Origin of the sequence: Dawidia cretensis, assembly GCF_018598175.1 — a bacterium.
Lineage (GTDB): Bacteria > Bacteroidota > Bacteroidia > Cytophagales > Cyclobacteriaceae > Ohtaekwangia > Ohtaekwangia cretensis.
Window position 1 is genome coordinate 1 of sequence record NZ_JAHESE010000006.1, and the last position, 23,482, is coordinate 23,482.

Here is a 23,482-nt window from a genome sequence, read left to right on the forward strand (position 1 = left end):
ATACCCCACTGCCCAAACCACCCTCGCGCCGCCCCCCCGCCGGCGCCAAAAAAAATCGGCGCCCCCTAAAAACCGGGGGCCCGCCTTTCCTTACATCTATACTCTTGCTTTAGGGTTGTGTATAATAAGTTGACCCCCAATACATATTAACATCGTTGAAGTACGAGTGGTCATTGGTATCCGGCCAGTGATTTTTGTCGAAGCCTGGGATCTGTTTCAGGTATTCTTTGTTGCGTCTTACAATAAACAGCTCGCGCTCTTCATCGATGTGCAGTTCGGAGAACGGTATGGCAAAGAGCTTACCGCCCATGCCGAGGAATGAGCCGAAATCAATCACCGCATATTCTATGCTGCCGTTGTGAAGATTGACCATGAGGTTTTCAATCTTACCGAGGTTGTCACCTTGCTCGTTCTCTACGCGATCGCCGATAATGGATGTCGCCGTCAAACGACGTACGGGCGTGTTGGGAGCGACTCCTTCGTGGTTTAACCCGGTGCGGTTATCCACTTCGTAATTTTTTTCTATTGTTGCCATAATGGTATCTTTTTAGTGTTATTTCCGGGTAAGGATTAAATTTCTGTGCCACCGTAAAAGCCTCGCAAACAGCTTACAACTCCTTGTAAAACAACATTTTAAAAGCACGATAGTACCCTTCCCCAAGATGTCCGTATCCAATCTTCCACAGCTGGCGTCAGCCGAACCCAAATTATGTTTACTTTGGCTGTATTCGCCAACATTCTGTATATGTCTATTTTCAAAAAAATAAAAGCCACGGTAGGACTACTCCAGCAACTCGACCTTGACAAGATCGGTACGCTGGCCGCAAAAGTAGACCTGAATAAAATGGTCGGGTTGGTCAGCTCGATGAAGCAGGAAGACCTGCAAAAGCTCATGAAGTTTATGGAAGGCGGTAAAAAGAAACACGCCTTTCCAGAAGTAGACGGCGACTTCTACGACCTAAAAGAATGGCTTACACCCGAAGAGCGCGCCATTCAACTGCAGGTGCGCGAGTTCATGCGCGAGCACATCGCCCCTATCGCCAACGAATATTGGCTCAAGGATGAATTTCCGCATCACATCATTCCCGAGATGGCCAAGCTTAACATCTGCGGCCTGACCTACCAGGGCTATGGCTGCCCAGGCAAGTCGAACTTGCTCGAAGGATTTCTGGCCATGGAAATGGCCCGGGTAGATTGCTCTACCTCTACGTTCTTCGGTGTACAAAGCGGTCTCGCCATGGGTTCGATCTATCACTGCGGATCGGAAGAACAAAAGCAGCAATGGCTGCCGCCCATGCAACGCATGGAAAAGATCGGGGCCTTCGGCCTGACCGAACCCGAAGTAGGCTCGGGCGCCGCCGGCGGCCTCACCTGTACCTGCAAGCGTGAAGGCGACACGTGGATCCTCAACGGCCAAAAGAAATGGATCGGCAACGCCACTTTCGCTGACCTTGTGATAATCTGGGCGCGCGACCTGGACGATGGAAACGTAAAAGGCTTTATTGTTGAAAAAGGATTCGAAGGCTTCCAAGCCGAAAAGATCCGCGGCAAGATGGCCCTGCGCATCGTACAAAACGCGCTCATTACACTCACGAACTGCGCCGTACCCGAAAGCAACCGCCTGCAAAACGCAAATTCATTTAAGGACACCGCCAACGTACTGCGCATGACCCGTGCCGGCGTCGCCTGGCAAGCGGTGGGCTGTGCGCGCGGCGCCTACGAAAGCGCTCTGCAGTATACCAACGAGCGCAAACAATTCGGCCGCACGATCAGCAGCTTCCAGCTGGTACAAGACTTGCTGGTACAAATGTTGAGCAACCTCACGGCGATGCAAACCATGGTCTGTCGCCTGTCACAACTGCAAGACAACGGCAAGCTCACGGACGAGCAAGCCTCGCTGGCCAAAGTATTCTGCACGCTGCGCACCCGCGACATCGTCAGCCACGCCCGCGAGCTGTTTGGCGGCAACGGCATTCTGATTGAATACGACATAGCCCGCTTCGTCGCCGACGCGGAAGCGATCTATTCGTACGAAGGCACGAAAGAGATCAACACCTTGATCGTAGGCCGCTCGATTACGGGTCAAAGCGCATTTGTATAGTTTATACCAACATCTCTATATTCTATGAAACCAAGTATTCTTATTATGCTGATGGCACTCCTCACAGTACCCGCCTGGGCACAAAAGGGCGGCGAGAAAGAAGTAGCCGCTGCCGTGGAAGCGCTGCGTGCAGCCATGGTAAACGCCGATCGTACCGCACTGGAAAATCTTACGGCAGATGCCCTGAGCTATGGACACTCCAGCGGTAAGGTTGAGAACCGGGCTTCGTTTGTCGAGACCCTTGCCGGCGGCCAGTCGGACTTTGTGTCTATTACATTGACAGAACAACAGATCAGTATTTCTGATAACACTGCGCTGGTGCGGCATAAGTTTCAGGGCGAGACCAATGATAGTGGAAAGCCGGGAAATGTGTCGTTGGGGATTTTGCTGGTTTGGCAAAAGCAAAAAGGGGCGTGGAAGTTATTGGCACGGCAGGCGTATAAGCTGTAGTTATAGCTAATAACGTTAATGGCCCCTTCTTGAGCTTATCAAGAAGGGGCCATTTCTTTTATGCAAGCGTCCCTTATTTTTCCGGTATACTATTCGTTGTCTGTGATCAATTATACATCCATTAAAGACGCCAAAAATTTCCCCAATCCTAAAGAGTATACCCTAGTTGTAAACATTCAACCCGCAGCCTATACACAAACTATCCACATTTTTTTGTGCATAACTCTTCTACTCGTCATTCAATAGTCTGCGAACAGGCAGGATATCCTACTGATAACGTAATTTTTAAGCATTTATACACCACTCATGACCGCGACCTTTATACATCTTGGTCATTTTATGATGCAGTCGAAATTCTAAAAAGTATATATCTTCAATTGATAGTCTTTCGACAAACACTCCCTATATTGTCTTCCGAAACAGTTCTCCCTCTCGCGACCGTTTTGAAAACCAATCGTTTTATTAACCAATATTGATCTATGGCCTTTTTAGAAGAACTTAAAATTACCGGCAGCATCGGTAACCTCAGCTTTTACAAAATGCGCGGCGTTGACGGGATCGTCGTGCGGCAGAAGGGCGGCGCGCCTAAGGAATATGTCAAAAATTCGCCGACCTTTAAAGTACCGCGACTCTATATGAGTGAGTTTGGCGGTTGCTCAAAGATGGGTAAAGAGGTGCGTTTTATGATGCACCCCGTGCGAACCCTGGCGGACTATAACTTTAGCGGCTTTATTAATAAGGCGCTAAAGATCGTGCAGAAGCAGGATGGCACCGGCGAATTGGGGCAACGCTCCATTATGTTATCGAAGCATCCAACCCTGCTGGCAGGCTTTCAGCTGAATAAAAATACCACGTTTGACTCGGTTGTGCGCACGCCGCTCACGTTTACTGTAGACCGCAAGACTCTTTCGGCCCGTGTGAATATACCGGCCTTGCTGCGCGATATCAACTTTCATCCAAACAACAGGCATGCGCGTTTCTGCATCGATGTCAGTTTGGGCATTGTGCCCGACTTTACGTTCGATCCGAAGGAGGGTGCATATAAGCCTTCCGCCTGGTATACGAGTATGTTTTCACCAAAGCGTGTATCGTCACCATGGTATCCTGCTTTGAAGGGATCGCCTGCTACGTCCCTCGAAATAGCACTTACGGACCAGGTGCCGGCGGATGAATCGTATAGCTTGATGCTGACGGTGGGCGTGCGGTATGGCTCGCCGATGGAGGATGATGTGGTAGAGGAGGTGAAACGTGCCGGGGCGGCGAAGGTGGTTGCTATCGCGGGGCGGCCGGAGGGTGAAGGGTCGGGAGACAAGCTGCCGGTGAGCATCACGATGTCGGAAGACATTAAAGAAGAAGGAGAAAAGCGGCCTACAGTATCTGCCCAATCTGCGGCAGCTTGTACGTATGGCTGGCACTACGCTGCGGCTACCCGCTCTGTTGAATCTATTCAGCAATCTGAGCATTCGATAAAGGCCGAAACAGCGATACAAACACGTGCAGAAATAGCTAATAAACGGGTTGCCCCCCTGCGGGGGTTGCCCGGCAGTCTAAGACTGCAACCAGTTTCAGTCACAAGTTCCGCACCTACGCAAACGCTTGGTACTAAAACTTGCGCCAGCAAGCTCTTCGCGTCGCGCTTGCGCCAGCATATCTGTCTTATGACTCCTTTTTGGCATCTTTTGCCAGACGTAGCGTCATGAAGCCGAGTACGCCTATAATGGCTACAATTGCTACCCACACGATATTGCGATTGGTGAAGATCGTGGGGGTTGCATCCTCCACAACAGGTTTGCGCAGGGATGTGACCGGACCGACTGCCATCAGGCCGGGGTTGTCGGGGATGCTGTCGCGGAAGTAGGCGAGGTCGTAGCCCGGCATGGCCAGGCCGTCCGGGCCGAACTTCATGGTGTAGGCTTCGCCTTTCTTTAGCCAGGCGATCAGGTAACGGTTCAGCTGGCTGGCTTTGGTCGTCGCTACTGTCAACGGCGGGTTGTTTCCATTGTCTACTGCGATCATCAGCTCGGATGTCTTTACGGCCTCCAGGTATACTTCCGATGCTTGCTTGGAGCTGACCTCGAGATTTGTTACCGGCCGGTAGTAGTCTATGGCTCCTTTCTTCGTGGTGCGTGTTTGTCGCGCGTACACTGTTGCCTGTCGCAGGAAGTAGGGTGCGTTGGTCATTGTCAGCATAACCTTGTCCACCACGTGGAGCGTATCAAATACCAACCGGATATAGGTCTGCTTTTTGGCAATCGTGTCGGTTACCAGCATTTGTTGCACGGGGACTTCTGCATACGCGCCGGTATACGTCAGGACGTCATAATAGCCTGCCTTCAGAATGTTCAAGGGTCCGCTCGTCGAGTCGGCTATCTGCAGGCGATAATACGCGTAGTCGCTCAGTGGAAAGTTTACGGCCTTGACCTCGGCTGTGCCGTTGGCATTGTCCAATGCGGTCAGCGTAAACCGGTCGCGAATGACAAACCAGTTAGTGCGATCGTCACTGCCTGACAAGATCGCGTCCTTGCTCACGTCGGCATTGCGAATCTGCAAGCTGATGTTGTTGATCGGCCGGCGATCCGGGTTGCTTAGAATGAGCGATGTACAGCACTTGGGTTCCTGTGTCTTTTCGACGATGGTATATTCCCGGAACTGCTGGTGCGAATAGAGCGGCTGCTCCTCCTGAAAGACATATGGCACCTCGCGCCCTTGCGGATCATGGATACGCGCATTGGAAAACGTGCTATTGAGATACGGTGTTACAGCGGGTGACAACTGTACCCGGTAAAAACCGTCGCTCGACACCGTGGGTAGTGTAGCCACCGCTTTAAACTCCTGTGCATGGGAAGCGATGCCGATCAACCACCCTCCTATCAACGCGCCTACGAACTTTCTCATGCGTTTTCTCCTTTTATTTCTGTGCCCGGTGTCTCTTCATTTCCGGAAGGTGCTGTGGATGCCGCGGGCGTTACCGCCTCATCAGTCAACAACAGTTTTTTGAGGCGTTGGTACATGAACGATACTACCAACAGCAATACACCCAGCGAAATGAAGGCTGCGATCTTGCCGCCTTCTGAGATGCCTTTCAAATCGATCAGGACCAACTTGAGCAACGTCACGAGCAGCAGCGTAAGCGAAATGATCCGCAGGTGTTTCTTGCGTTGCCGCATGCCGATGTAGATCAGCAGGAAGGCGCCCAGCCCCCAGAGGATGGGATAGCCGATCTTATGATTCTGGTGGAGTATGTGGTCCAGGTCAACTGGCTGCGTTGGCTGCGCCAGCATCAGGATGCTGTGATCGAGCTCGGTGCTTGCCAGGAATATAAAGAAGAACACATAGAACCAGGCGTGCAGGTTGTGGGTCCGTTTCGTAAAGCCCTCGATCTGGCGCACCTGACGCAGGGTGATGATACAGACGACCAGCAACAGTGCTACATATACATAATGGAATATAAATCCAGTGGACGAAAAGTCGCCTAGGAGGAAACCGTCGCGGGCATCGATGATCTGGTAGTGATAAAATACCAGGAAGGCGAACATTGCCACCGGTCCCCAGAGTGCAAAGAGCTGCTTGATGCGGTCGGGATACGGCGAGCGTTTTACCGCCAGTAACAGACCGGCGAGGAACAGCATATTGTACGCGCCAATGATGATCAGTCCTGCACTTTCGGCGTCCACAAAGCGGTAAATCTGATAGTGCAGCTCCAGGTATTGCGAAGCGTATAGCGCCAGCGTGCCGCCAACGATCAACGCCTGACGATACGGGCCGATATAATCGGCATCGCGTTCGTCTTTCTCGAACCGAAGGAAGTATACCGTTAATGCGATGGAGATGAGCGACACTATGCTGGTGATGTAAGCTTTGTTCAACACGACCGGCATGTAATCCGCCGTCTGCATATACAGTTGCTCCCAATCCATGACCAGGCTGAAGCCCATCAGTATCATCACGAGCACTGAGCCAACTTTCATCAGGCGAATGCCTGACTTCTGCGACAGCCACAACAGCAGCACGCCTTCGGCCGCCCAGAAGAGCGTAATATAATTTCCTTCGAGCTGCACAGGCGCTGCCAGGCTGATGAATGTCAGCACCAGGCCGATCAGCAGGAACACCAGGTTGCGGTCGACGCGTGTATTTTTATACAGGCTGTAGGCAAAGACAAAGTTAAAGACTGCCAGTGTCGCCGTAAACAACCCGCGGAAGTCGCTGGCGGGGGCCTGGTTCAAAATAATCATGCCGGCGGTGTAATACAGGAATGTATTGCTGAGCAGCAGGCTGATCTCGATGGCTTTGAACGTTGTACGCTGGCGCAGGTTGTTGATGATGTTCATGAGGAAGAACACGATATAAAACAACGTAGCGAAGATCAACGCACCGGTTACCATGCTCATGTTTTCGCCATCGAAGCTATCGCTGAGCCAGGCGAAGTACAAGATCATCGTAAACACGTATGACACGATGTTGACCAGGTTCCACTTTTTATAGTACGCCAGCACCAGCATGCCGATGTCGAGTACCAGTATGTAGGTAAACAATACGATGTAGTTGCCTTCACCGGTGCTGACCATGAGCGGTGTGGCAAAGCCACCCAGGATGGCCAGGATGGCCAACTCGATGCGATCGTATCCCAACGAGAGCACGATGGCAAAACCGGTGATCACCACCATGAGCAAAAACGCGGCGGTCTGTGAGAAGATGTGATAGTCGTGAAAGGCTATGCCGATGGTAAAATATAGTACGGCAATACCACCCCCCACCAGCACGGAGCTAAAGGGCGCAAAGGTCTTGCGCAGGCGGTGTGCTACGCCCAATAATATGCCTCCGCAGAGGATGCCGATGAATACGCGACCGATCTCGTTGATCCATTGTTGGTCGATGGCATACTTCACAAAGAAGCCGATGCCGAGTACCAGGATGCCGATACCGATCTTGTTGGCCAGGTTCTCGCCGATGAATTTTTCCAGGTCGGGGTTGCGCTCGAAGAACCCGGGCTTGGGTGCCGGCGGGACGTACGCCGGTGGGGGCGTTGTGGGTTTCGGGGTTTCCGACAATGGCCGGACCGTTGTGGTCGCGGCTTCCTGACGCACCGGAGGCGCTGCCCTTTCGGGCTCGACAGATGGCGCCGGAGCGTGTACCGGCGGTACGACCGGTGGTAGTACCGGAGTGGGTATGGGCGGTGGCGTGACCGGTCGTGATACAGGCACGGGTGGCACTACCGGAATGGCCGGCGGAGGTTTTACCTCCTCGTGGGCGGCCGCGGGTGCTGCGCCTTCCCTGAACCGCGCTTTACCAAGCTCGGTTTTGAGATCGTCGATCTTATACTGCAGGACGGTGATTTGGTTTTGCAGCTTGGTGCGAAGGTTGGCAATCAGCACAACAATAATGACCAGGGCAATAAAGATCAGAAAACTAAAAAACTCTTCCATGGGCAGGAATCCGTGTTTTTATTGGTTAGACAGGGCAAAGGATTAGCAATTTAATCATTTTCAGGAAACGGTTGATTCATAAAAAAGGCCACTTCCGCTGTGGAAGTGGCCTTTTAAGCCAATAGCCTCGAAATTCTTATTTACGACGCTTGGTGACGAACGTCATCACCGGGCGTTTGGAGTGGCTTACCACGTCTTCGGCAATGCTGCCTGCCAGTACGTGGGCGAAGCCTGTGCGGCCGTGTGTCGCCATGGCGATCAGGTCGGCGTTGATGCTATCCGCGAAATATATAATACCTTCTTCTTCGCTCAGGTCGTTGAAGACGTTGATGGTATAGTTTTTCAGTTGCAGCTTCTTGGCGAAGTCTTCCATATACTTTCTCACGACAATGTCGCGCTGGAAGTTGCCGGGAGTGTTGATACGCACCAGGTGAATGGTGGAATTATACATTTCCTGCGTGCGGCGTACGAAGCGCGAGAAGATCTCTTCGTCTTTTTCCATCGCCGTAGCGTATACGATGTTCTTAAATTCTTTACGGCTGGGTTTGTTGCGTACAGTCAGTACGGGGCAGTGTGAGTGGCGCACTACTTTCTCGGTGTTTGAACCGATGATCATATCTTCCAGCTCGGTGCGGCCCGAGCTGCCCATCACAACGAGGTCAACTTTGCGTTCGGTGATGATGGCATTCATACCGTGAAAGGGAGTGCCCACACGCAGCTCCTGGCGTACTTTTACACCTTCGAATTTGGCGTCGCCTACAAGCTTGGCCATTTGTTTCTTAGCTTTCTCAATAAGCTTCAGGGTAAATACTTTATCCTCCCAACTTCCTTCATAGGTTGCTTCGCCTTCTACGCTGAAGGAGCTTTCGCTTGCTTCTTCGATTACGTGCAGCAGGATGAGCTCGGCACCGGCGCGCCGGGCGATGTCGGCGGCAACTTCTGCGCTAAGATTAGCTTGTTTGGAAAAATCGGTTGGAACAAGAATTTTTTTCATACCGGTAGGTTTATCGTTTGTGATAGGGTAAAAGTAGCGATTTCGCGTAAAAATAAAAACCCACGCTTCGGTAGGCGGGCCTGCCCACGCATGAGCCATGCTTCAGCAGGCAAGTGTATTTTATCGTATACGCTATATGCGCTACCGGCCGGAATGAGGCGATCGGTGGTTCAAAGGATGTTTCTGTCGGCGGGTAGCCCCCTAAAAACACAAAAGCCATTCCGAACGAATCGGAAAGGCTTTTGTTTCATCTCGTGTATGAAACCGCTTGACGGGACCGTCGCTTAGAAGCGTACGGTTTTGGTGTTACCGGCGTTGTCGGTTACTTCGAAAGTCAATGCACCGTTTACATTTTTCACTGTATACAGTTGCGCGAAGTTACCGTCTACGGTCTTTGTTTCGCTGTGCACCAGGTTGTTGGCTGCATCATAGATTTTTACGCTGATCTGCTCGTTGCCTTGCGCTGCTACAGACACCAGGTACTTGCCGTTTTCTTTGGCCAGTTTCGAGATGTGTACATTTTTCGCGGCGGCTACTGCAGGCTTGAAGCTTACTTTCTCAGTTTTCTTACCTGTTGCATCGATCAACTCAATGGTATAATCACCGTAAGCCAGGCCTGTGAAGTTCAGCGGGCAGATGAAACCATCTGTACCATTGAATGTCTCAGTAAAGACCAGTTGTGATTGCGTATTGTAAATATTCAGTTTTACCTTACCGGCAGTCTCGCCTTTGTAGATAACTTTGAATACTTCGGCTCCCTTAACAGGTACTACAGCCAAACCTCTGTTGCTTGGCTCTTCCTTTCCAAAAGCTGCTAAAGACGCTGCTGCGAAAAGTGCTGCGATGAAAAGTGATCTTGCTTTCATAATTGTATTGTGTTTGTGTTTTGATAACTGTACAAATATACGGGTGGGTTGCGCGGAAGGCTGGAGTTTGTAAGGAAACCTGGTTTTATTCTACAAACAACGTTTGCGTAAAATTTCCTTCGCGAAATGCTCGAAATGATCGTACAAACCGGGGTGCAAACGCTAACAGAAGAAATTTATTTAGTACAACGTTTGCAATAGGCAATATCGGCCTCCCCGGGCTAAAACACAGAAGGCGCCCTTCGAGGAAGGACGCCTTCAATATAATTCTGTAGAATGGTCTTCTACCTGTATTTCAGTAGCAGTAGCGTTGGCGTTACAGAATATTATTGCAACAGCAAACGTTACCTGCCGATCGTGACGATTAGATCGTTACGTGCTCCAGCTCGCGTACGGCACCGTCGATTACTTCGACTGTATAGTTGCCCTTGCTTAATTGAGACAGGTTGTAAGGTCTGATAAAACCATCCACTTTCCGGATAGTCTCTTTATAGATAAGACGGTTTGACTCGTCATAGATAGACACCTTCACGTCGTTTGACTCCACTCCTTTGTAGAATACCTTCAAAGTAGTACCGAATTGCATAACACCTACACGTTCAACAGGAACAGGATTTTCTTTTGCTGCTACAACGCCCGCTACCAGAAACATACCAACTACCAGTGCCAAATTTTTCATAACTCGTTTTTTTATAAAGTTTTGGTACTAACACGTAGTAGGGTTGTATAATGTTTCGCTGCAAACGTTATTGAATCGTTAACGGAGGCCTTTTGCGCATAGCCCGGTTACCTGAACACTTCTTTTTATTCGCCGGCACGCGAGCCTGACCGAACAAAAAATACTCAGCATCATGGGGCAACGAATAAACCCCTGCCTAACGCCCGGTTGGCCGATGTAAGGGTTTTAACAATAAATTAATAAAGAAATTTAATTGAGGTGGTAAAAATCCTTGCTCTTCTCTTCCTCTTCGAGCAACTGCTCCTGGTAGCGGATACGATTCTGTAAAAACATTTCTTGCCGGCTTTCGGCTAACTGCAAGAATTTATAGCGGTCGCGTAGATCGAGGCTTAGCTCCTGTGCGATATGATATATGCTAAAAGGGGCAATCTGCCGGGTAATATTCCGGCGTTGCATGTATACGGTAAACAAATCATATAGTATAGTGGTCGGCCTGCGTGTGGCGTCTATGTGATGATACCGCACGAAGCCACCGGGGTATAGCTTATTGCTGTCGAATGTACGTTGCAGCTTATCGGTTTCGAAGGTATCCACGCATCGCACGATGATATCGGACTCGCCGCCGGGGTATTGTTTCAGAACGCTTTCCAGGCGGACCAGCGAGCCAATCCTGGCCAGGTTCATGTGATGCGAAAGGTAAATGCCGAAAGAGACATCCTCCGCGGAAGCATCTTCCAACAACTGGCGGTAGCGCGGCTCGAAAATATGCAAGGGTACCCACTCACCAGGCAGGGGTAGAATAGATAGCGGAAACATCGGTATATGGACGACATCCTCCATAGCGCGCAGCACCTGGGATTCATCCCACCCTCGCTGTCAATAGGTCACCAGGTACTGAGGATTAACTCCAAATTGGTGCAGAAGGTTTAGCTCTCCGGGCAAAAAGCTCAAATTAATAATGAAGGAAAAGCCCACCAGCTCGGCGCCGGCGTGTCGCACCAGGTTGGCGGCAGCCCCGGCAGTACCGCCGGTGGCCAGCACGTCGTCGTGCACCAATACACGCCAGCCCGGTTGCAGGGCATCTTCGTGCATTTCGATGGCCGCCGTACCATATTCCAGGCTATATTCCTGCTGGATGGTTTTGTAGGGCAGCTTTCCGGCCTTACGGATGGGTATAAACGGAACGTTGAGCGCGTGGGCCAGAATGGCGCCAAAAATAAAGCCCCGGGCCTCTACGGCAGCAATGGCATCGAGATGAAGGCCTTTGAGGTCCGTTTTCAGCTGGGTGATCATCTCGTTCACCAGCTGCGGGTCGGAAAGTATGGGGGTAATGTCTTTGAATACGATGCCTGGTTGGGGGTAATCGCGCACGTCGCGGATCGTTTGTTTGATCTTGTCGGATAATTGCATGCCGGGCAGGTTTTTGAGGCACTAAAAATAAGCGCTTTTGCGAGGATTTCAGGATTTGCCGCCCGATACTTTCAGGAACGCCGCAGGCAGGTATGTGACGAGGTCGGAGGCGACCAGCGAATCCTCCCCCAGGTCGTGCGTCGCCAGGTCGCCCGCCAGGCCGTGCAGATACACCCCCAGGATCGCGGCATCCAGCGACGTATAGGATTGAGCCAGAAGGCCCGTCAGAATGCCCGTGAGCACATCGCCCGTGCCGCCGGTGGCCATGCCCGGGTTGCCCGTGGTATTGAAGTATACGACGCCCCCGGGACTGGTAATGGACGTATAAGCCCCCTTTACCACCACAACGGACTTCAGCTGCCGCGCCAATTCTTTTTGTTTTTCCAATCGTTCAAATTCATTCGCCGTCTTGCCGGCCAGGCGCTCAAACTCTTTGGGGTGGGGCGTCAGAATGCTGCCTGCCGGCACCCGCAACAATAGCTCGCGGTGCGCAGCCAGGATGTTTAAAGCATCGGCATCGATTACCATCGGCTTGCGGTAGGTCTCCAGGATCTTGCGCATCATTTTTACAGTAGCATCGGCCTGGCCCAGGCCGGGACCCACACCGATGACCGAATATCCATCGGACGACGGCAAGGTGCTGGCGTATTCTTCAAAGGGATCGATGCTGACCATGGCCTCGGGTACGGCTTGCTGTAATATAGCATAGCCACGCACAGGGGTGTGAATCGTCAGCAACCCTACGCCTGCCCGCAGCAGTGCGCGTGCTGCCAATATTGCTGCGCCCGTCTTACCATAGCTCCCCGCCACGAGCAATGCATGACCGTAGGTACCTTTGTGACTAAACCTGGCGCGAGGCTTCCACCGCCGATGTACATCGTCATTGCTGACGTAATAATGATCGGTTTCTGTATCTTGTAACAATCCCTTGTGCAACCCTATATCCACGATATGCCATGTGCCCACATACGGTGCATTGGAAGCAAAGAAGAATGCCAGCTTGGGCACTTGAAACGATACGGTGTCCTGTGCCTGAACGATAGCACCTTGTGACGGCGCGTCGGCACGCAGTCCGGAGGGAACATCGACCGCCACGCGCCAGGCTGCGGCCGCGTTGATGCGTTCAATGACGGCGGCATATATACCTTCGAGCGGCCGCGACAGGCCCGACCCGAAGAGTGCGTCGATCACGATATCGCATGTATCAAAGATCGTCGATGGCGGTGTATCGGCGATCATCTGCAATATTACATTTCCGAGCAGGCGTGTGCGGTTGGCTTCAAAGTCTGCGGTAGGCTTTCCTCCTTCCACCACCCATACGGTTACGGTATAGTGGCGGGCCAGCAACATCCGGGCAATACCCAGGCCGTCCCCTCCGTTATTGCCCGTGCCGCAGACAATGCCGATACGGCGCGAGGTGTCGGCGCGCTTGATAAACCACTCTACAAAGGCACGACACGCGCGCTCCATCAGGTCTATGGACGCGACGGGCTCGTGCTGAATGGTGTAGGCATCGAGGGTCCGGATCTGGTCGGTTGTCAGAATCTTTGTCATGCGGCAGTCTTGTATGTTACGAGCATTGGCGAAAACATCGTGCCTACCGGATCAAGCTTAGCGATCTACTTCGCCCATCACTACATCGATCGACCCGATAATAGCTATAAGGTCGGCAATGAGTACACCTTTGGATATTTCGGGCAGCACCGACAGGTTGACAAAGCTGCACGAGCGACACTTGCAACGGACCGGCACATCATTCCGGCCGTCGGTACGGAAGAAGAATCCAAGCTCGCCTTTGGGTATTTCGGCCCGCACATAAAAGTCCTGCGCCTTGGGCCGGATCTTTTTCGGTACCAACGCCTGCGGATCAAAATCGCGTGAGCGTTTGTGATCGCCCGTAAGTTGTACGAGGCACTGCTCGATGATGCGGAGGGACTCGTAAAGCTCCTGGTACCGCACGGAGGTACGGTCCCAACAGTCGCCCACTTTACCCATCTTGCCCTCTCCTACCGGTATATCAAATTCCAATTCGGGATAGACGGAATAACCATCGACGCGACGCAGGTCGTAGCGTAAGCCCGAGCCTCGCAGCACCGGACCGGTAACGCCTGCGTTAATGGCCAGGTCGAGTGGCAGCACACCTACATTGGCTGTGCGGTCGATGAAGATCTTGTTTTGCAGAAGGACATTGTCCAGTTCCTGCAGTTTTGGCTTTATATACTGTACAAATTCGCGGCATCGGTCTTCAAAGCCTACGGGCAGGTCGTAAAACAATCCACCGATCCAGATGTAGTTATATAACAGCCGCGCGCCCGAGGCCCACTCCAGCAGCCGCAGAATGTGCTCGCGGTCGCGCATGACCCAAAAGAACGGTGTAAAGGCGCCGATGTCCATGCCATAGGTGCCCAGGGCGATAAAGTGCGAGGCAATGCGGTTCAGCTCGGCCACCAGCACACGGATATACTCGACGCGTTTGGGGATCTGATCGGCAATGCCGAGCATACGCTCTACGCCCATGGCATACGCGTGCTCGTTGTTCATCGAGGCCACGTAGTCCAGGCGATCGACAAACGGAATGATCTGGTTAAAGGGCAGGTTCTCGGCGTGCTTTTCAAAGCAACGGTGCAGGTAGCCGATGTGGGGCACGACTTCTTGCACGATCTCGCCGTCGAGCAACACTTCGAGGCGAAGCACACCGTGGGTGGACGGGTGCTGCGGACCGAGGTTGACGATCATTTCTTCCGCGCGCAGGTTCTCCGGCCGCAGCTTGTTCGGCACCGATCGCGACAGGTTGCCTTCTTTGTATTTGTATTGTACCGTGTTTGGTGTCATGGGGCAGCGCTACGGTCAGTATTCAATTTTAATATCGCGGTAGTACTGCGGATTCTGATAGTCTTTACGCAGCGGATATCCTTCCCAGTCGGCCGGCATCAGGATGCGGCGCAGGTCGGGGTGATTGGTAAAGTGAATGCCGTACATGTCAAACACCTCGCGTTCTAACCAGTCGGCCGTGCGCCATACGGACGCTACCGACTCTATCTCCAGCTGTTCGCGTGGCAGAACAACCTTCAGCATCAGGTGCAGGTTGTAGGGTATCGAGTATAGATTATAGATCACCTCCATTGTGTTGACCTGCGGGCCATTGTCCAGGCCGGTGACACACGACAACATATCAAAGTATAGCTCGGGATGTTGGTGTACCGTTTTGCAAACGGCCAGGATCTGCGCACGGTCTACGATCAGCGCCTGCGGCGTGGCGTTGGTGTCGGGCTGCAGCGTTATTTCGCCGAGCGCGCCTTTCAGGATCGAAACGATTGTATCGAGGGTCATACCGGTCAGGCTTGTACTTTTTCTTTTTCTGCCAGCAATCTTGCTACTGCCGTCGGGGCCATGAGCGTTTCCTGGCGGATTTTCTCTTGCAATTTCAGGAAGCCGCCGATCAACGCTTCGGGGCGCGGGGGACAGCCCGGTACATATATATCTACCGGGATGATACGGTCTACACCTTTTACCACGTGGTAGCCATGCTGCCAATAGGGGCCGCCGCAGTTGGCGCACGAGCCCATGGAGATCACGTAGCGGGGCTCGGCCATTTGCTCGTAAAGACGCTTGATGCGATCGGCCATCTTAAATGTTACCGTGCCGGCAATGAGCATCACGTCTGCCTGACGGGGCGATGAGCGCGGGGCCATGCCAAAGCGCTCCATATCGTATACGGTTGTGCCGGTGCTCATAAACTCGATCGCACAGCATGCTATACCAAAGGTCATCGGAAACATAGACGACAGGCGTGCCCAGTTGAGCAGGTCGTCCAGGCGTGTAACGATCACCCCTCCTTGTTCAAATTTCTGATCCAGTAGTCCCTTCATACACGCTTATTTTTCAGTTGACGCGGCATCGCCCGTGGCGCCGCGCGCGGAACGGTACCGTTCGTTTACGCGCTCGTACAGTGCACCCGGCACCGGCGATTTATACTCGGTCGGCCTCGGATTCGGCTTGATCCAGTCCAGGTGCCCGTTGACCCACGCATACGCCAGACCGAGCGCCAGGATGGCAACAAACAAAATCATTTCTATCAGTGAGAACCACGCCCACGCGCCATTGGTTTGCGCGGCCAGCTCTTTATTGGCAAATACAGTCGCCCAGGGAAATAAAAAGACGATCTCTACTTCGAAAAGTAAAAAGATCAGCGCCACGACATAGAAGCGCATGTTGAACTGCGTCCAGGCGGCGGTGATGGGCTCTTCGCCGCTTTCGTAGGTGGAGAGCTTTTCGGGGTTCGGGCGATGGGGACGTACGAACCTGGATACCAGTAGGGTTACTACAATAAAGATGATCCCTGCTAGTGTGTAGAGTAGGATTTCTGCGAATGCTGATAGATAGTGATCCCGATCGGCCATAACGGAATCAAAGATAGGAGAAGATGGGTATTTCTATTAAGAAAGTAGTGATTGTTCGACGACTTAGGCGGGGGGCCTCGGCAGTCGGAAGACTGCCATTGGCGTAGGCACAAGTCGCCCTCCCTTCGGTCGGAAGACTTGTGCCAGCAAACCCGGCGTTACGATACGCGGAGTTTCAACTTCTTGCCGAGCTCTTCTACGGAGCTGCGGAAGTTGGCGTCGGTCTTCATCATGTCTTCTACGGATTCCAGCGCGTGGATGACGGTGCTGTGGTCGCGGCCGCCGAAGTTCTCGCCGATGAGGGCGAGGGTCAGCTGCGTGAAGCGTTTGCAGAAATACATGGCCACCTGGCGGGGGATTACGATCTCGCGTTTCTTCACTTTGCCTTTCATGGCGTCGAGGTCGACTTTAAAGTACTCGGCAACAGTCTTTTGGATGAAGTCGACGCTGACGTCGGACTGAATTTCCTTGATGATATTCTTCAATACCTCTTTGGCGAGGTCGAGGTCAATCTCTTTCTTGAGCAGCGTGGCGTGGAAGATGAGCGAGTTGAGCACGCCTTCCATGTCGCGCAGGTTGGTGTCGACGCTATAGGCCAGGTACTCCGACACTTCGGTCGGGATCTGGATGCCGTCGGCCAGCATCTTGCGGTTGATGATCGCCAGCTTGGTTTCGAAGTCGGGCTCTTGCAGGTCGGCGGTGAGGCCCCACTTAAAGCGGGACAGCAGACGCTCCTGGAAGCCTTTCATGTCGCGTGGCGGGCAGTCGCTCGTCATGATGATCTGCTTGCCGGATTGGTGCAGCTGGTTGAAGATATGGAAGAACATCTCCTGTGTTTTCTCGCGGCCGGCGAGGAACTGCACGTCGTCCAAGATCAGCAGGTCCACCTGCAGGTAATAGTTCTGAAACTCCTGCACCTTGTGGTTTTGCAGGGCGTTGAGGAATTGTGTGGTAAAATCGTTCTGGTCAATATACAGGGCCACTTTGCCCGGCATGTTGTTTTTGATCTCGTTGCCAATGGCTTGTACGAGGTGGGTCTTGCCTACCCCTACTCCACCGTATAGCATGAGCGGATTGAAAGAGGTAACGCCGGGCTTCTTGGCCACCGCGAGTCCGGCGGAACGCGCCAGGCGGTTACAGTCACCTTCTACAAAGTTGTCGAAGGTATAGGTCGGGTTTAACCGCGAGTTTACCGTTTGCGGGTTGAGGGCTTTGAATGTAAAGGGCGAATAGTCGTCGTTGCCAAAGCTACCGTTTACACCGCTGCGGCGATTTGTTATCGTACCGTTTATAGGGTAGTTAACCGACACGGCGGGTGCTTGCTTGTTACCGCTGTCTACTACTACAGAATATTCCAGGCGGCCTGTCGGGCCCAGTACAGTATGTATGGCTTTCTTCAGCACGGGCACATAGTGCTCTTCGAGCCATTCATAGAAGAACTGCGAAGGTACCTGTATGGTCAGTATGTCCCCTTCCACGCGCAGTGGAACGATGGGCTTGAACCAAGTGCTGAAATTCTCTTCGCCAACATTCTCGCGAATGACTTCCAGACAATCGTTCCATACTGTGCCACAGCTAACTTCCATGAGATCTGAATTTGTTAGGATTTTGAGTTCCCCGTCGGGGAAAGGGAGACAAAGATGTGAAAAAAGAGATTAAGAAAACAAGCACCTTTCTCCTTGATTTTCCGGAAAAAAATGTGCTTCCAAATTTTTAAAATTAAAAACGCAAACGGTTGAATAAAACTTAGCTAAAATTGAGTTGAATTGCATAGCATGGCTGAAAAAACGTTTCAGGAGTTGTTGCAGGAGGCCTTTCCCAAAACCGCTCAGGCCGACTGGTATCGAATAGCGTCACAAGAGCTTGACGGAAAAAGTCCCGACGAAACACTGGCCTGGGCCACCGAAGACAATTTGTCTTTTGGGCCTTATTATGGCCCGCATAACCTTCCGGAGGCCCTTCCGCTCAGCCTTCCACCGGCTACCGACCCGTATGCCGGCGCCCGGCATTGGTGGAATCAGCCTTTCATTACAGTTTCCGACGCCAGCGTCGCAAACCAACATGCGTTGGAACATTTGACGCAGGGCGCGGATGGAATTTTATTTAAGCTGCCGGAAGCGTCGCCCGTTGACATGACCGTTTTGCTGGCGGGTATCGACTGGCCGTATTGCAGCGTAAGCTTCTGGCTGTCAACGCCTGCGCACTTCGCTGCGATGACCTCTTTTATAGAGCAGCAGGCTTACGCGCCCGATTCGCTTACCGGCGCCATCTTTCTTCCTCCTTCCGTTGCGGTAACGCCTGTGGCAAATCAAAACAAGCTCCGCACGCTGGGCATGATCATTCACCGCACGACGCCTGTACAAGAGATTGTCGAAGCCCTTACCCGCGCCGCCGCCGCCATCGACGCCTCGGTGCGTGCCGGAAATACTACTGCCAGCGCCGTGCGCCAGGTAGCCTTCTCGGTAGAGACTGAAAACGACTTTATTATAGAGGCCGCCAAACTCAAGGCGCTACGGTATTTATACCTCGGGCTGGTGAACACCTACGGTATACATGATATGCCGTTGGACTCCCTACATGTTCATGTAAGGGTAGAGGCGTTTGCCGCCGAGGCATATGCTCCGCATGGTACCATGCTGAAGGCCACCGCGGCCTCGCTGGCCTCTATATTCGGAGGCTGTAGCGCGTTGTCGGTGCTTCCCGAAGATGAGGGAAACGCCACCTTCCGCCGCATTGCGCGCAACGTCGGCAGTATCCTGCGTGAAGAAAGCCACCTCGACAAGGTCTCCGACCCGTTGGCTGGCTCGTATACGGCCGAAGCCGCTATACAGACTATCATCGCAGAAGTAAAGCGACTGCTGCCGCGGAAGTTGCCGGCGCCAGTATATACTCCGGTCGCGCCCCTGGCCGCCGGTAAAGATAAACCCTGGCTCAGCCCCGAGAAGATCGCGGTGTTTCCGGCGTATGCCCCGGCGACGATCAACAACCTGATCCACCTCGACTATCCTTCGGGCTTACCGCCCTACCTGCGCGGCCCTTATGCCACAATGTATACCACGAAGCCGTGGACCATCCGCCAGTATGCGGGCTTCTCTACGGCCAAAGACTCCAACGCCTTTTATCGTCGCAACCTGGCCGCGGGCCAACGCGGTTTGTCGGTTGCATTTGACCTGGCCACCCACCGTGGCTATGATTCCGACCACCCGCGCGTAACGGGCGACGTGGGCAAAGCCGGTGTGGCCATTGACTCGGTACTGGATATGAAGATCCTCTTCGACCAGATTCCGCTCGACAAGATGTCGGTGTCGATGACGATGAACGGCGCGGTGCTGCCCATCATGGCATTTTATATAGTTGCGGCAGAAGAGCAGGGTGTAGCCCCTAAGCAGCTAAGCGGCACCATTCAGAACGACATCCTGAAGGAGTTTATGGTGCGTAATACCTATATCTATCCTCCGGCGCCGTCGATGCGCATTGTGGCCGACATCTTTGCCTATACCTCGCGCCACATGCCCAAGTTCAATTCCATCAGCATCAGTGGCTACCACATGCACGAGGCGGGGGCGCCGGCGCACCTGGAGCTGGCCTATACACTGGCCGACGGATTGGAGTATATCCGTACGGGCCTTGCCGCCGGTATTGCCATCGACGACTTTGCTCCCCGCCTGTCGTTCTTCTGGGGCATTGGTATGAACTTCTTTATGGAGGTCGCCAAGATGCGCGCGGGCCGGATGTTGTGGTCGTACCTGGTAAAACAATTCCAGCCCACCAATCCAAAGTCTATGGCGCTGCGCACGCACTGTCAAACTTCGGGGTGGAGCCTGACCGAGCAAGACCCGTATAACAATGTGACGCGTACCTATATTGAAGCCCTCGCGGCCATCAGTGGCGGCACGCAGTCGCTGCATACCAACTCGCTCGACGAGGCCATTGCCTTGCCGACCGACTTCTCGGCGCGCATTGCGCGTAACACACAATTATTTATTGAAAAAGAAACGGGTATCACGCGTACGGTCGATCCGCTGGCGGGCTCGTATTACCTGGAGAACCTCACGGCGGAGCTTGCCGAGAAAGCGTGGGAGCTGATTCAGGAAGTGGAGAAGCTTGGGGGCATGACGAAAGCGATTGAAAGTGGCTTACCCAAGATGCGCATTGAACAAGCCGCCGCCGCGAAACAAGCGCGGATCGACGCGGGCAAGGATGTGATTGTCGGCGTGAACAAATATACCGTTACCGACAAAACCGACTTCGACATCCTGGAAGTCGACAACGTTGCCGTACGGCAAGAGCAGGTGGATCGCCTGACGGAGCTGAAAGCCACACGCGACAATGCGGCGGTGGAAGCGGCGCTGCAGGCATTGACGACGTCTGCCACGACAGGCGAAGGAAATCTGCTGGCGCTCGCGATCGATGCCGCGCGGGCACGGGCTACGCTGGGTGAGATCTCGGCGGCGCTTGAAAAAGTATTTGGACGTTATAAGGCCAGTGTACGTTCTATTACAGGTGTATATGCAGGAGAAATGAAGAACCAGCAAGTTTTTGAAGATGTGCGGGCGCTGTCAGACCAGTTTGCCGCACTCGATGGCCGCCGGCCACGCATTCTCGTGGCGAAGATGGGGCAGGACGGTCATGACCGCGGCGCGAAGGTGATTGCCACGAGCTTTGCAGATCTTGGTTTTGATGTTGACATTGGGCCGCTCTTTCAAACTCCGGAGGAAGTGGCCATGCAGGCTGCGGAGAACGACGTGCATATTGTTGGCGCTTCGAGCCTGGCCGGTGGACACAAGACGTTGGTGCCGGAGCTGATACAGGCGCTGGCGAAGATTGGGCGTGCTGATATTATGGTGGTGGCGGGTGGTGTGATACCCCAACAAGATTATACGTTTCTGTATGAGGCAGGGGTGTCGTTTATTTTTGGGCCGGGGACTGTTATTACAGATGCGGCGAAGGAGATACTTGGAAAACTCATGCGCTTGTAGAAAATAATACACACGGGTGATTTCCCCTTTCGCGTCGGGACATTCGTGATTTCATATTATCTTTGTTACCATACCGGTGGACAGTACTATCTATCCTGTACCTGTCGTATGTGTCTGTTTGCCGGATGTGTGTAAGCGTTCTTCCCGTAACCTCTTGTGTGATGCGTTCAGCATCCATTCTACCACAGAGATTCGGGTGCGCCTTTGCAATCCTTACGTACGAGTCCTGAGCTGGTGGCCCTGCCGCATGCAATAGCCTGCGCGTTGGGTAAGCCTATGTGGTTGTGCGCCGTGCGCACGACATGTCTTATTGTATACGTAACCAAAAAAAAACAACACCCCCATGTTGACGGAAGCTCAGTTTACCGAAGGAGTGGCCTATGCCCGGAACAATTTTCAAGCAGAAGATTCTCATTTAATTCTCGACAAAGCTCTTATCAAAGACAAATTCGACCTGACCGGCATGAAAGTGCTGGACTTCGGCTGTGGTATGGGCGGCATGACGCTGTGGTATGCCAAGAACTGGAATTGTGAAGTGACCGGTGTGGACATTGATAACCACCACATCACGATCGCGCAGCACTTGCAGCAAGAATTGCATATCGACAATGCCCGGTTTGAAAAGCGGAACATCATGACAAACCCCTTCGCTGAAAAATTCGACCTCGTTTTTATCAACGACGTAGTGGAACATATTGAACTCAATTTACTGCGGCGGCTGTTGGCCAGTGTCAAGAAATCACTCGCCAAAGGTGGCAAGATCTTTATCAGCTATCCGCCGTGGCGCAGCCCGTATGCGTCTCACCTCACGCATATTATCAAAATTCCCTGGTGTCAATTCCTGCCCAAACCCATTCTGAACAAAATGCTGGAAGAGCGAAACCACATCATCGTGGGCGAGGAAGAAGGCACGATTAAAGAGGTTTATACAAATCTCAATCATCTGACGCATACCAAGCTACAAGAGATCCTCGATGCCAACGGTCTGCGTACGCTGTTCCGCAAAAGTCACACGATCCTGAACCGCGCGACGCTGCTGAAGAAGTATAACATCAATTTCTTCCCGTTCGACTTCCTGGTAACAAAAGAATTTTTGCTGGTCGAGCCTCAGGCGTAATATTGGATTTTTCGCGGTTAGTGTACTACCGGCGTGGTGTCGCACGCCGCATAGCCTTTTATTTCGAATTCAATGGTGGCATGCTGAATGCCGATGGTTTGCAATTGTTTTTTGATGCGCGTTTTTAATGCTTCGAGCGGCTCGGTATCCAGCGGCTGCCGGAGTACGATGTGCGTCGTCAAAATATTGAAGGTGCCGTCGAGTGTCCAAAGGTGCAGGTCGTGCAGCGCTTCCACTTCTTCGAAGGTGGCGAGCTCTTTGCGCACCCTTTCTTCGGATATATTGTGCGGCACGCCTTGCAGCATGATCTGAAAGGCGCCGCGGATGTTACGGTATACATTAAACAGAATGATGCCGCCGATGATCATCGACAGCAACGGATCGATGATGGGCACGTCGGCAAACTTCATCACGATGCTGCCGATCAGCACGGCTACCCAGCCCAACACATCTTCCAGGAAGTGCAGCGACAATACTTTCTCGTTGATCGATTCCCCTTTCTTGAGGCGCAACATGGCGGCGCCATTCACCAGTATACCGATGACGGCAAAGATCAGCATGCCTGTGGTATCGGGTTGTTCGGGGTGCCACAATCGCTTGAAGGCCTCTATAAGAATGAAGATGGACCCGACGGTGAGCACCACGGCGTTGATAAACGCGCCGACGAGCGAGAAGCGTTTATACCCATAGGTATATACTGTATCGGGCTGCCGGTGCGACTTGCGCTCGAAGAACCACGCGGTGCCCAGGGACAGGCTGTCGCCGAGGTCGTGCAGCGCGTCTGACATGATAGCCACCGAGTTGGTATACAGCCCCCCCACCAATTCGAGCAACGCAAACCCCAGGTTTAACCAGAAGGCTACGGCTATATTATTGCCACTGTAGTGGTGATGATGGTGGCCGTGCGCATGGCTATGCCCGTGATCATGTGCATGATCGTGGTCGTGGTCGTGCGGATGGTCGTGATGATGCCCCATATCTCAAAAGTCGGCACAAAACGGCTGCAACAGGAGTGCAGATACCGTATTTTTACCCTTTCTGCAAGGGTGCTGCATAAACTGTA

20 protein-coding genes and 1 pseudogene are annotated in these 23,482 nt (G+C 52.8%); 6 read left to right on the top strand and 15 right to left on the bottom strand.

The window, feature by feature from the left end; translation table 11 throughout:
- Nucleotides 1-109 precede the first annotated feature (109 nt).
- Entirely contained in the window at nucleotides 110-535 is a 426-nt protein-coding gene (locus KK062_RS08600; protein ID WP_254083873.1) for a PRC-barrel domain-containing protein, read from the bottom strand.
- Nucleotides 536-745: 210 nt separating this feature from the next.
- Here KK062_RS08600 and KK062_RS08605 point away from each other — a divergent pair, with 210 nt between their 5' ends.
- The 3 genes from KK062_RS08605 (at nucleotide 746) to KK062_RS08615 (ending at nucleotide 4,251) form a co-directional block, all read left to right on the top strand.
- The gene (locus tag KK062_RS08605) at nucleotides 746-2,101 is read left to right on the top strand and encodes an acyl-CoA dehydrogenase family protein (RefSeq protein ID WP_254083874.1); all 1,356 of its coding nucleotides are present in this window, start codon (nucleotides 746-748) and stop codon (nucleotides 2,099-2,101) included.
- A 24-nt stretch (nucleotides 2,102-2,125) separates the two neighbouring features.
- On the top strand, nucleotides 2,126-2,551 hold the full coding sequence (locus tag KK062_RS08610) for a nuclear transport factor 2 family protein (RefSeq protein WP_254083875.1): 426 nt from the start codon (nucleotides 2,126-2,128) through the stop codon (nucleotides 2,549-2,551).
- Between the two features lie 479 nt (nucleotides 2,552-3,030).
- Nucleotides 3,031-4,251: a hypothetical protein gene (locus tag KK062_RS08615; protein ID WP_254083876.1), complete on the top strand. Its 1,221-nt coding sequence runs from the start codon at nucleotides 3,031-3,033 to the stop codon at nucleotides 4,249-4,251.
- Here KK062_RS08615 and KK062_RS08620 read toward each other — a convergent pair.
- The 13 genes from KK062_RS08620 to dnaA all read right to left on the bottom strand — a co-directional run bounded on the left by KK062_RS08620 (nucleotide 4,208) and on the right by dnaA (nucleotide 17,909).
- Nucleotides 4,208-5,446 carry a DUF3999 domain-containing protein gene (locus KK062_RS08620; protein ID WP_254083877.1) on the bottom strand — a complete coding sequence of 413 codons (1,239 nt, stop codon included), beginning with the start codon at nucleotides 5,444-5,446 and terminating at the stop codon, nucleotides 4,208-4,210. The genes KK062_RS08615 and KK062_RS08620 overlap by 44 nt on opposite strands.
- Complete coding sequence (locus tag KK062_RS08625) at nucleotides 5,443-7,974, bottom strand: DUF2339 domain-containing protein (protein ID WP_254083878.1); 2,532 nt, start codon at nucleotides 7,972-7,974, stop codon at nucleotides 5,443-5,445. The genes KK062_RS08620 and KK062_RS08625 overlap by 4 nt, the downstream gene beginning before the upstream one ends.
- 136 nt (nucleotides 7,975-8,110) lie before the next feature.
- A complete protein-coding gene (locus tag KK062_RS08630; RefSeq protein WP_254083879.1) occupies nucleotides 8,111-8,968 on the bottom strand; it encodes a universal stress protein in 858 nt (285 codons plus the stop codon).
- 284 nt (nucleotides 8,969-9,252) lie between these two features.
- The gene (locus KK062_RS08635; protein ID WP_254083880.1) at nucleotides 9,253-9,834 is read right to left on the bottom strand and encodes a T9SS type A sorting domain-containing protein; all 582 of its coding nucleotides are present in this window, start codon (nucleotides 9,832-9,834) and stop codon (nucleotides 9,253-9,255) included.
- A gap of 364 nt (nucleotides 9,835-10,198) precedes the next feature.
- A complete protein-coding gene (locus KK062_RS08640; RefSeq protein WP_254083881.1) occupies nucleotides 10,199-10,513 on the bottom strand; it encodes a T9SS type A sorting domain-containing protein in 315 nt (104 codons plus the stop codon).
- Nucleotides 10,514-10,762: 249 nt separating this feature from the next.
- On the bottom strand, nucleotides 10,763-11,353 hold the full coding sequence (locus KK062_RS08645) for an LON peptidase substrate-binding domain-containing protein (protein ID WP_254083882.1): 591 nt from the start codon (nucleotides 11,351-11,353) through the stop codon (nucleotides 10,763-10,765).
- A 36-nt stretch (nucleotides 11,354-11,389) separates the two neighbouring features.
- Nucleotides 11,390-11,923 (bottom strand): adenine phosphoribosyltransferase, encoded by a 534-nt coding sequence (locus KK062_RS08650; RefSeq protein ID WP_254083883.1) that lies wholly within the window; start codon nucleotides 11,921-11,923, stop codon nucleotides 11,390-11,392.
- Between the two features lie 48 nt (nucleotides 11,924-11,971).
- Nucleotides 11,972-13,477 carry an NAD(P)H-hydrate dehydratase gene (locus KK062_RS08655; RefSeq protein WP_254083884.1) on the bottom strand — a complete coding sequence of 502 codons (1,506 nt, stop codon included), beginning with the start codon at nucleotides 13,475-13,477 and terminating at the stop codon, nucleotides 11,972-11,974.
- 57 nt (nucleotides 13,478-13,534) lie between these two features.
- The gene (locus KK062_RS08660; RefSeq protein ID WP_254083885.1) at nucleotides 13,535-14,755 is read right to left on the bottom strand and encodes an NADH-quinone oxidoreductase subunit D; all 1,221 of its coding nucleotides are present in this window, start codon (nucleotides 14,753-14,755) and stop codon (nucleotides 13,535-13,537) included.
- A 15-nt stretch (nucleotides 14,756-14,770) separates the two neighbouring features.
- On the bottom strand, nucleotides 14,771-15,253 hold the full coding sequence (locus KK062_RS08665; RefSeq protein ID WP_254083886.1) for an NADH-quinone oxidoreductase subunit C: 483 nt from the start codon (nucleotides 15,251-15,253) through the stop codon (nucleotides 14,771-14,773).
- Between the two features lie 5 nt (nucleotides 15,254-15,258).
- On the bottom strand, nucleotides 15,259-15,792 hold the full coding sequence (locus KK062_RS08670; protein ID WP_254083887.1) for an NADH-quinone oxidoreductase subunit B: 534 nt from the start codon (nucleotides 15,790-15,792) through the stop codon (nucleotides 15,259-15,261).
- Nucleotides 15,793-15,798: 6 nt separating this feature from the next.
- Nucleotides 15,799-16,323 carry an NADH-quinone oxidoreductase subunit A gene (locus KK062_RS08675; protein ID WP_254083888.1) on the bottom strand — a complete coding sequence of 175 codons (525 nt, stop codon included), beginning with the start codon at nucleotides 16,321-16,323 and terminating at the stop codon, nucleotides 15,799-15,801.
- 158 nt (nucleotides 16,324-16,481) lie between these two features.
- Nucleotides 16,482-17,909 carry a chromosomal replication initiator protein DnaA gene (gene dnaA, locus KK062_RS08680; protein WP_254083889.1) on the bottom strand — a complete coding sequence of 476 codons (1,428 nt, stop codon included), beginning with the start codon at nucleotides 17,907-17,909 and terminating at the stop codon, nucleotides 16,482-16,484.
- Nucleotides 17,910-18,656: 747 nt separating this feature from the next.
- Between dnaA and KK062_RS31235 the strand changes: the two are divergent.
- The 3 genes and pseudogenes from KK062_RS31235 to KK062_RS08695 all read left to right on the top strand — a co-directional run.
- Nucleotides 18,657-19,172, top strand: a pseudogene (locus KK062_RS31235) (methylmalonyl-CoA mutase family protein); the annotation flags it as partial.
- A 21-nt stretch (nucleotides 19,173-19,193) separates the two neighbouring features.
- Nucleotides 19,194-21,302 (top strand): methylmalonyl-CoA mutase, encoded by a 2,109-nt coding sequence (gene scpA / locus KK062_RS08690; RefSeq protein WP_262899184.1) that lies wholly within the window; start codon nucleotides 19,194-19,196, stop codon nucleotides 21,300-21,302.
- Between the two features lie 343 nt (nucleotides 21,303-21,645).
- Nucleotides 21,646-22,419, top strand: coding sequence for an SAM-dependent methyltransferase (locus tag KK062_RS08695; protein WP_254083890.1), 774 nt, complete (start codon nucleotides 21,646-21,648; stop codon nucleotides 22,417-22,419).
- A gap of 17 nt (nucleotides 22,420-22,436) precedes the next feature.
- Here the strand turns inward: KK062_RS08695 and KK062_RS08700 are convergent, their stop codons facing one another.
- Nucleotides 22,437-23,396, bottom strand: coding sequence for a cation diffusion facilitator family transporter (locus KK062_RS08700; RefSeq protein ID WP_254083891.1), 960 nt, complete (start codon nucleotides 23,394-23,396; stop codon nucleotides 22,437-22,439).
- Nucleotides 23,397-23,482: the final 86 nt, after the last annotated feature.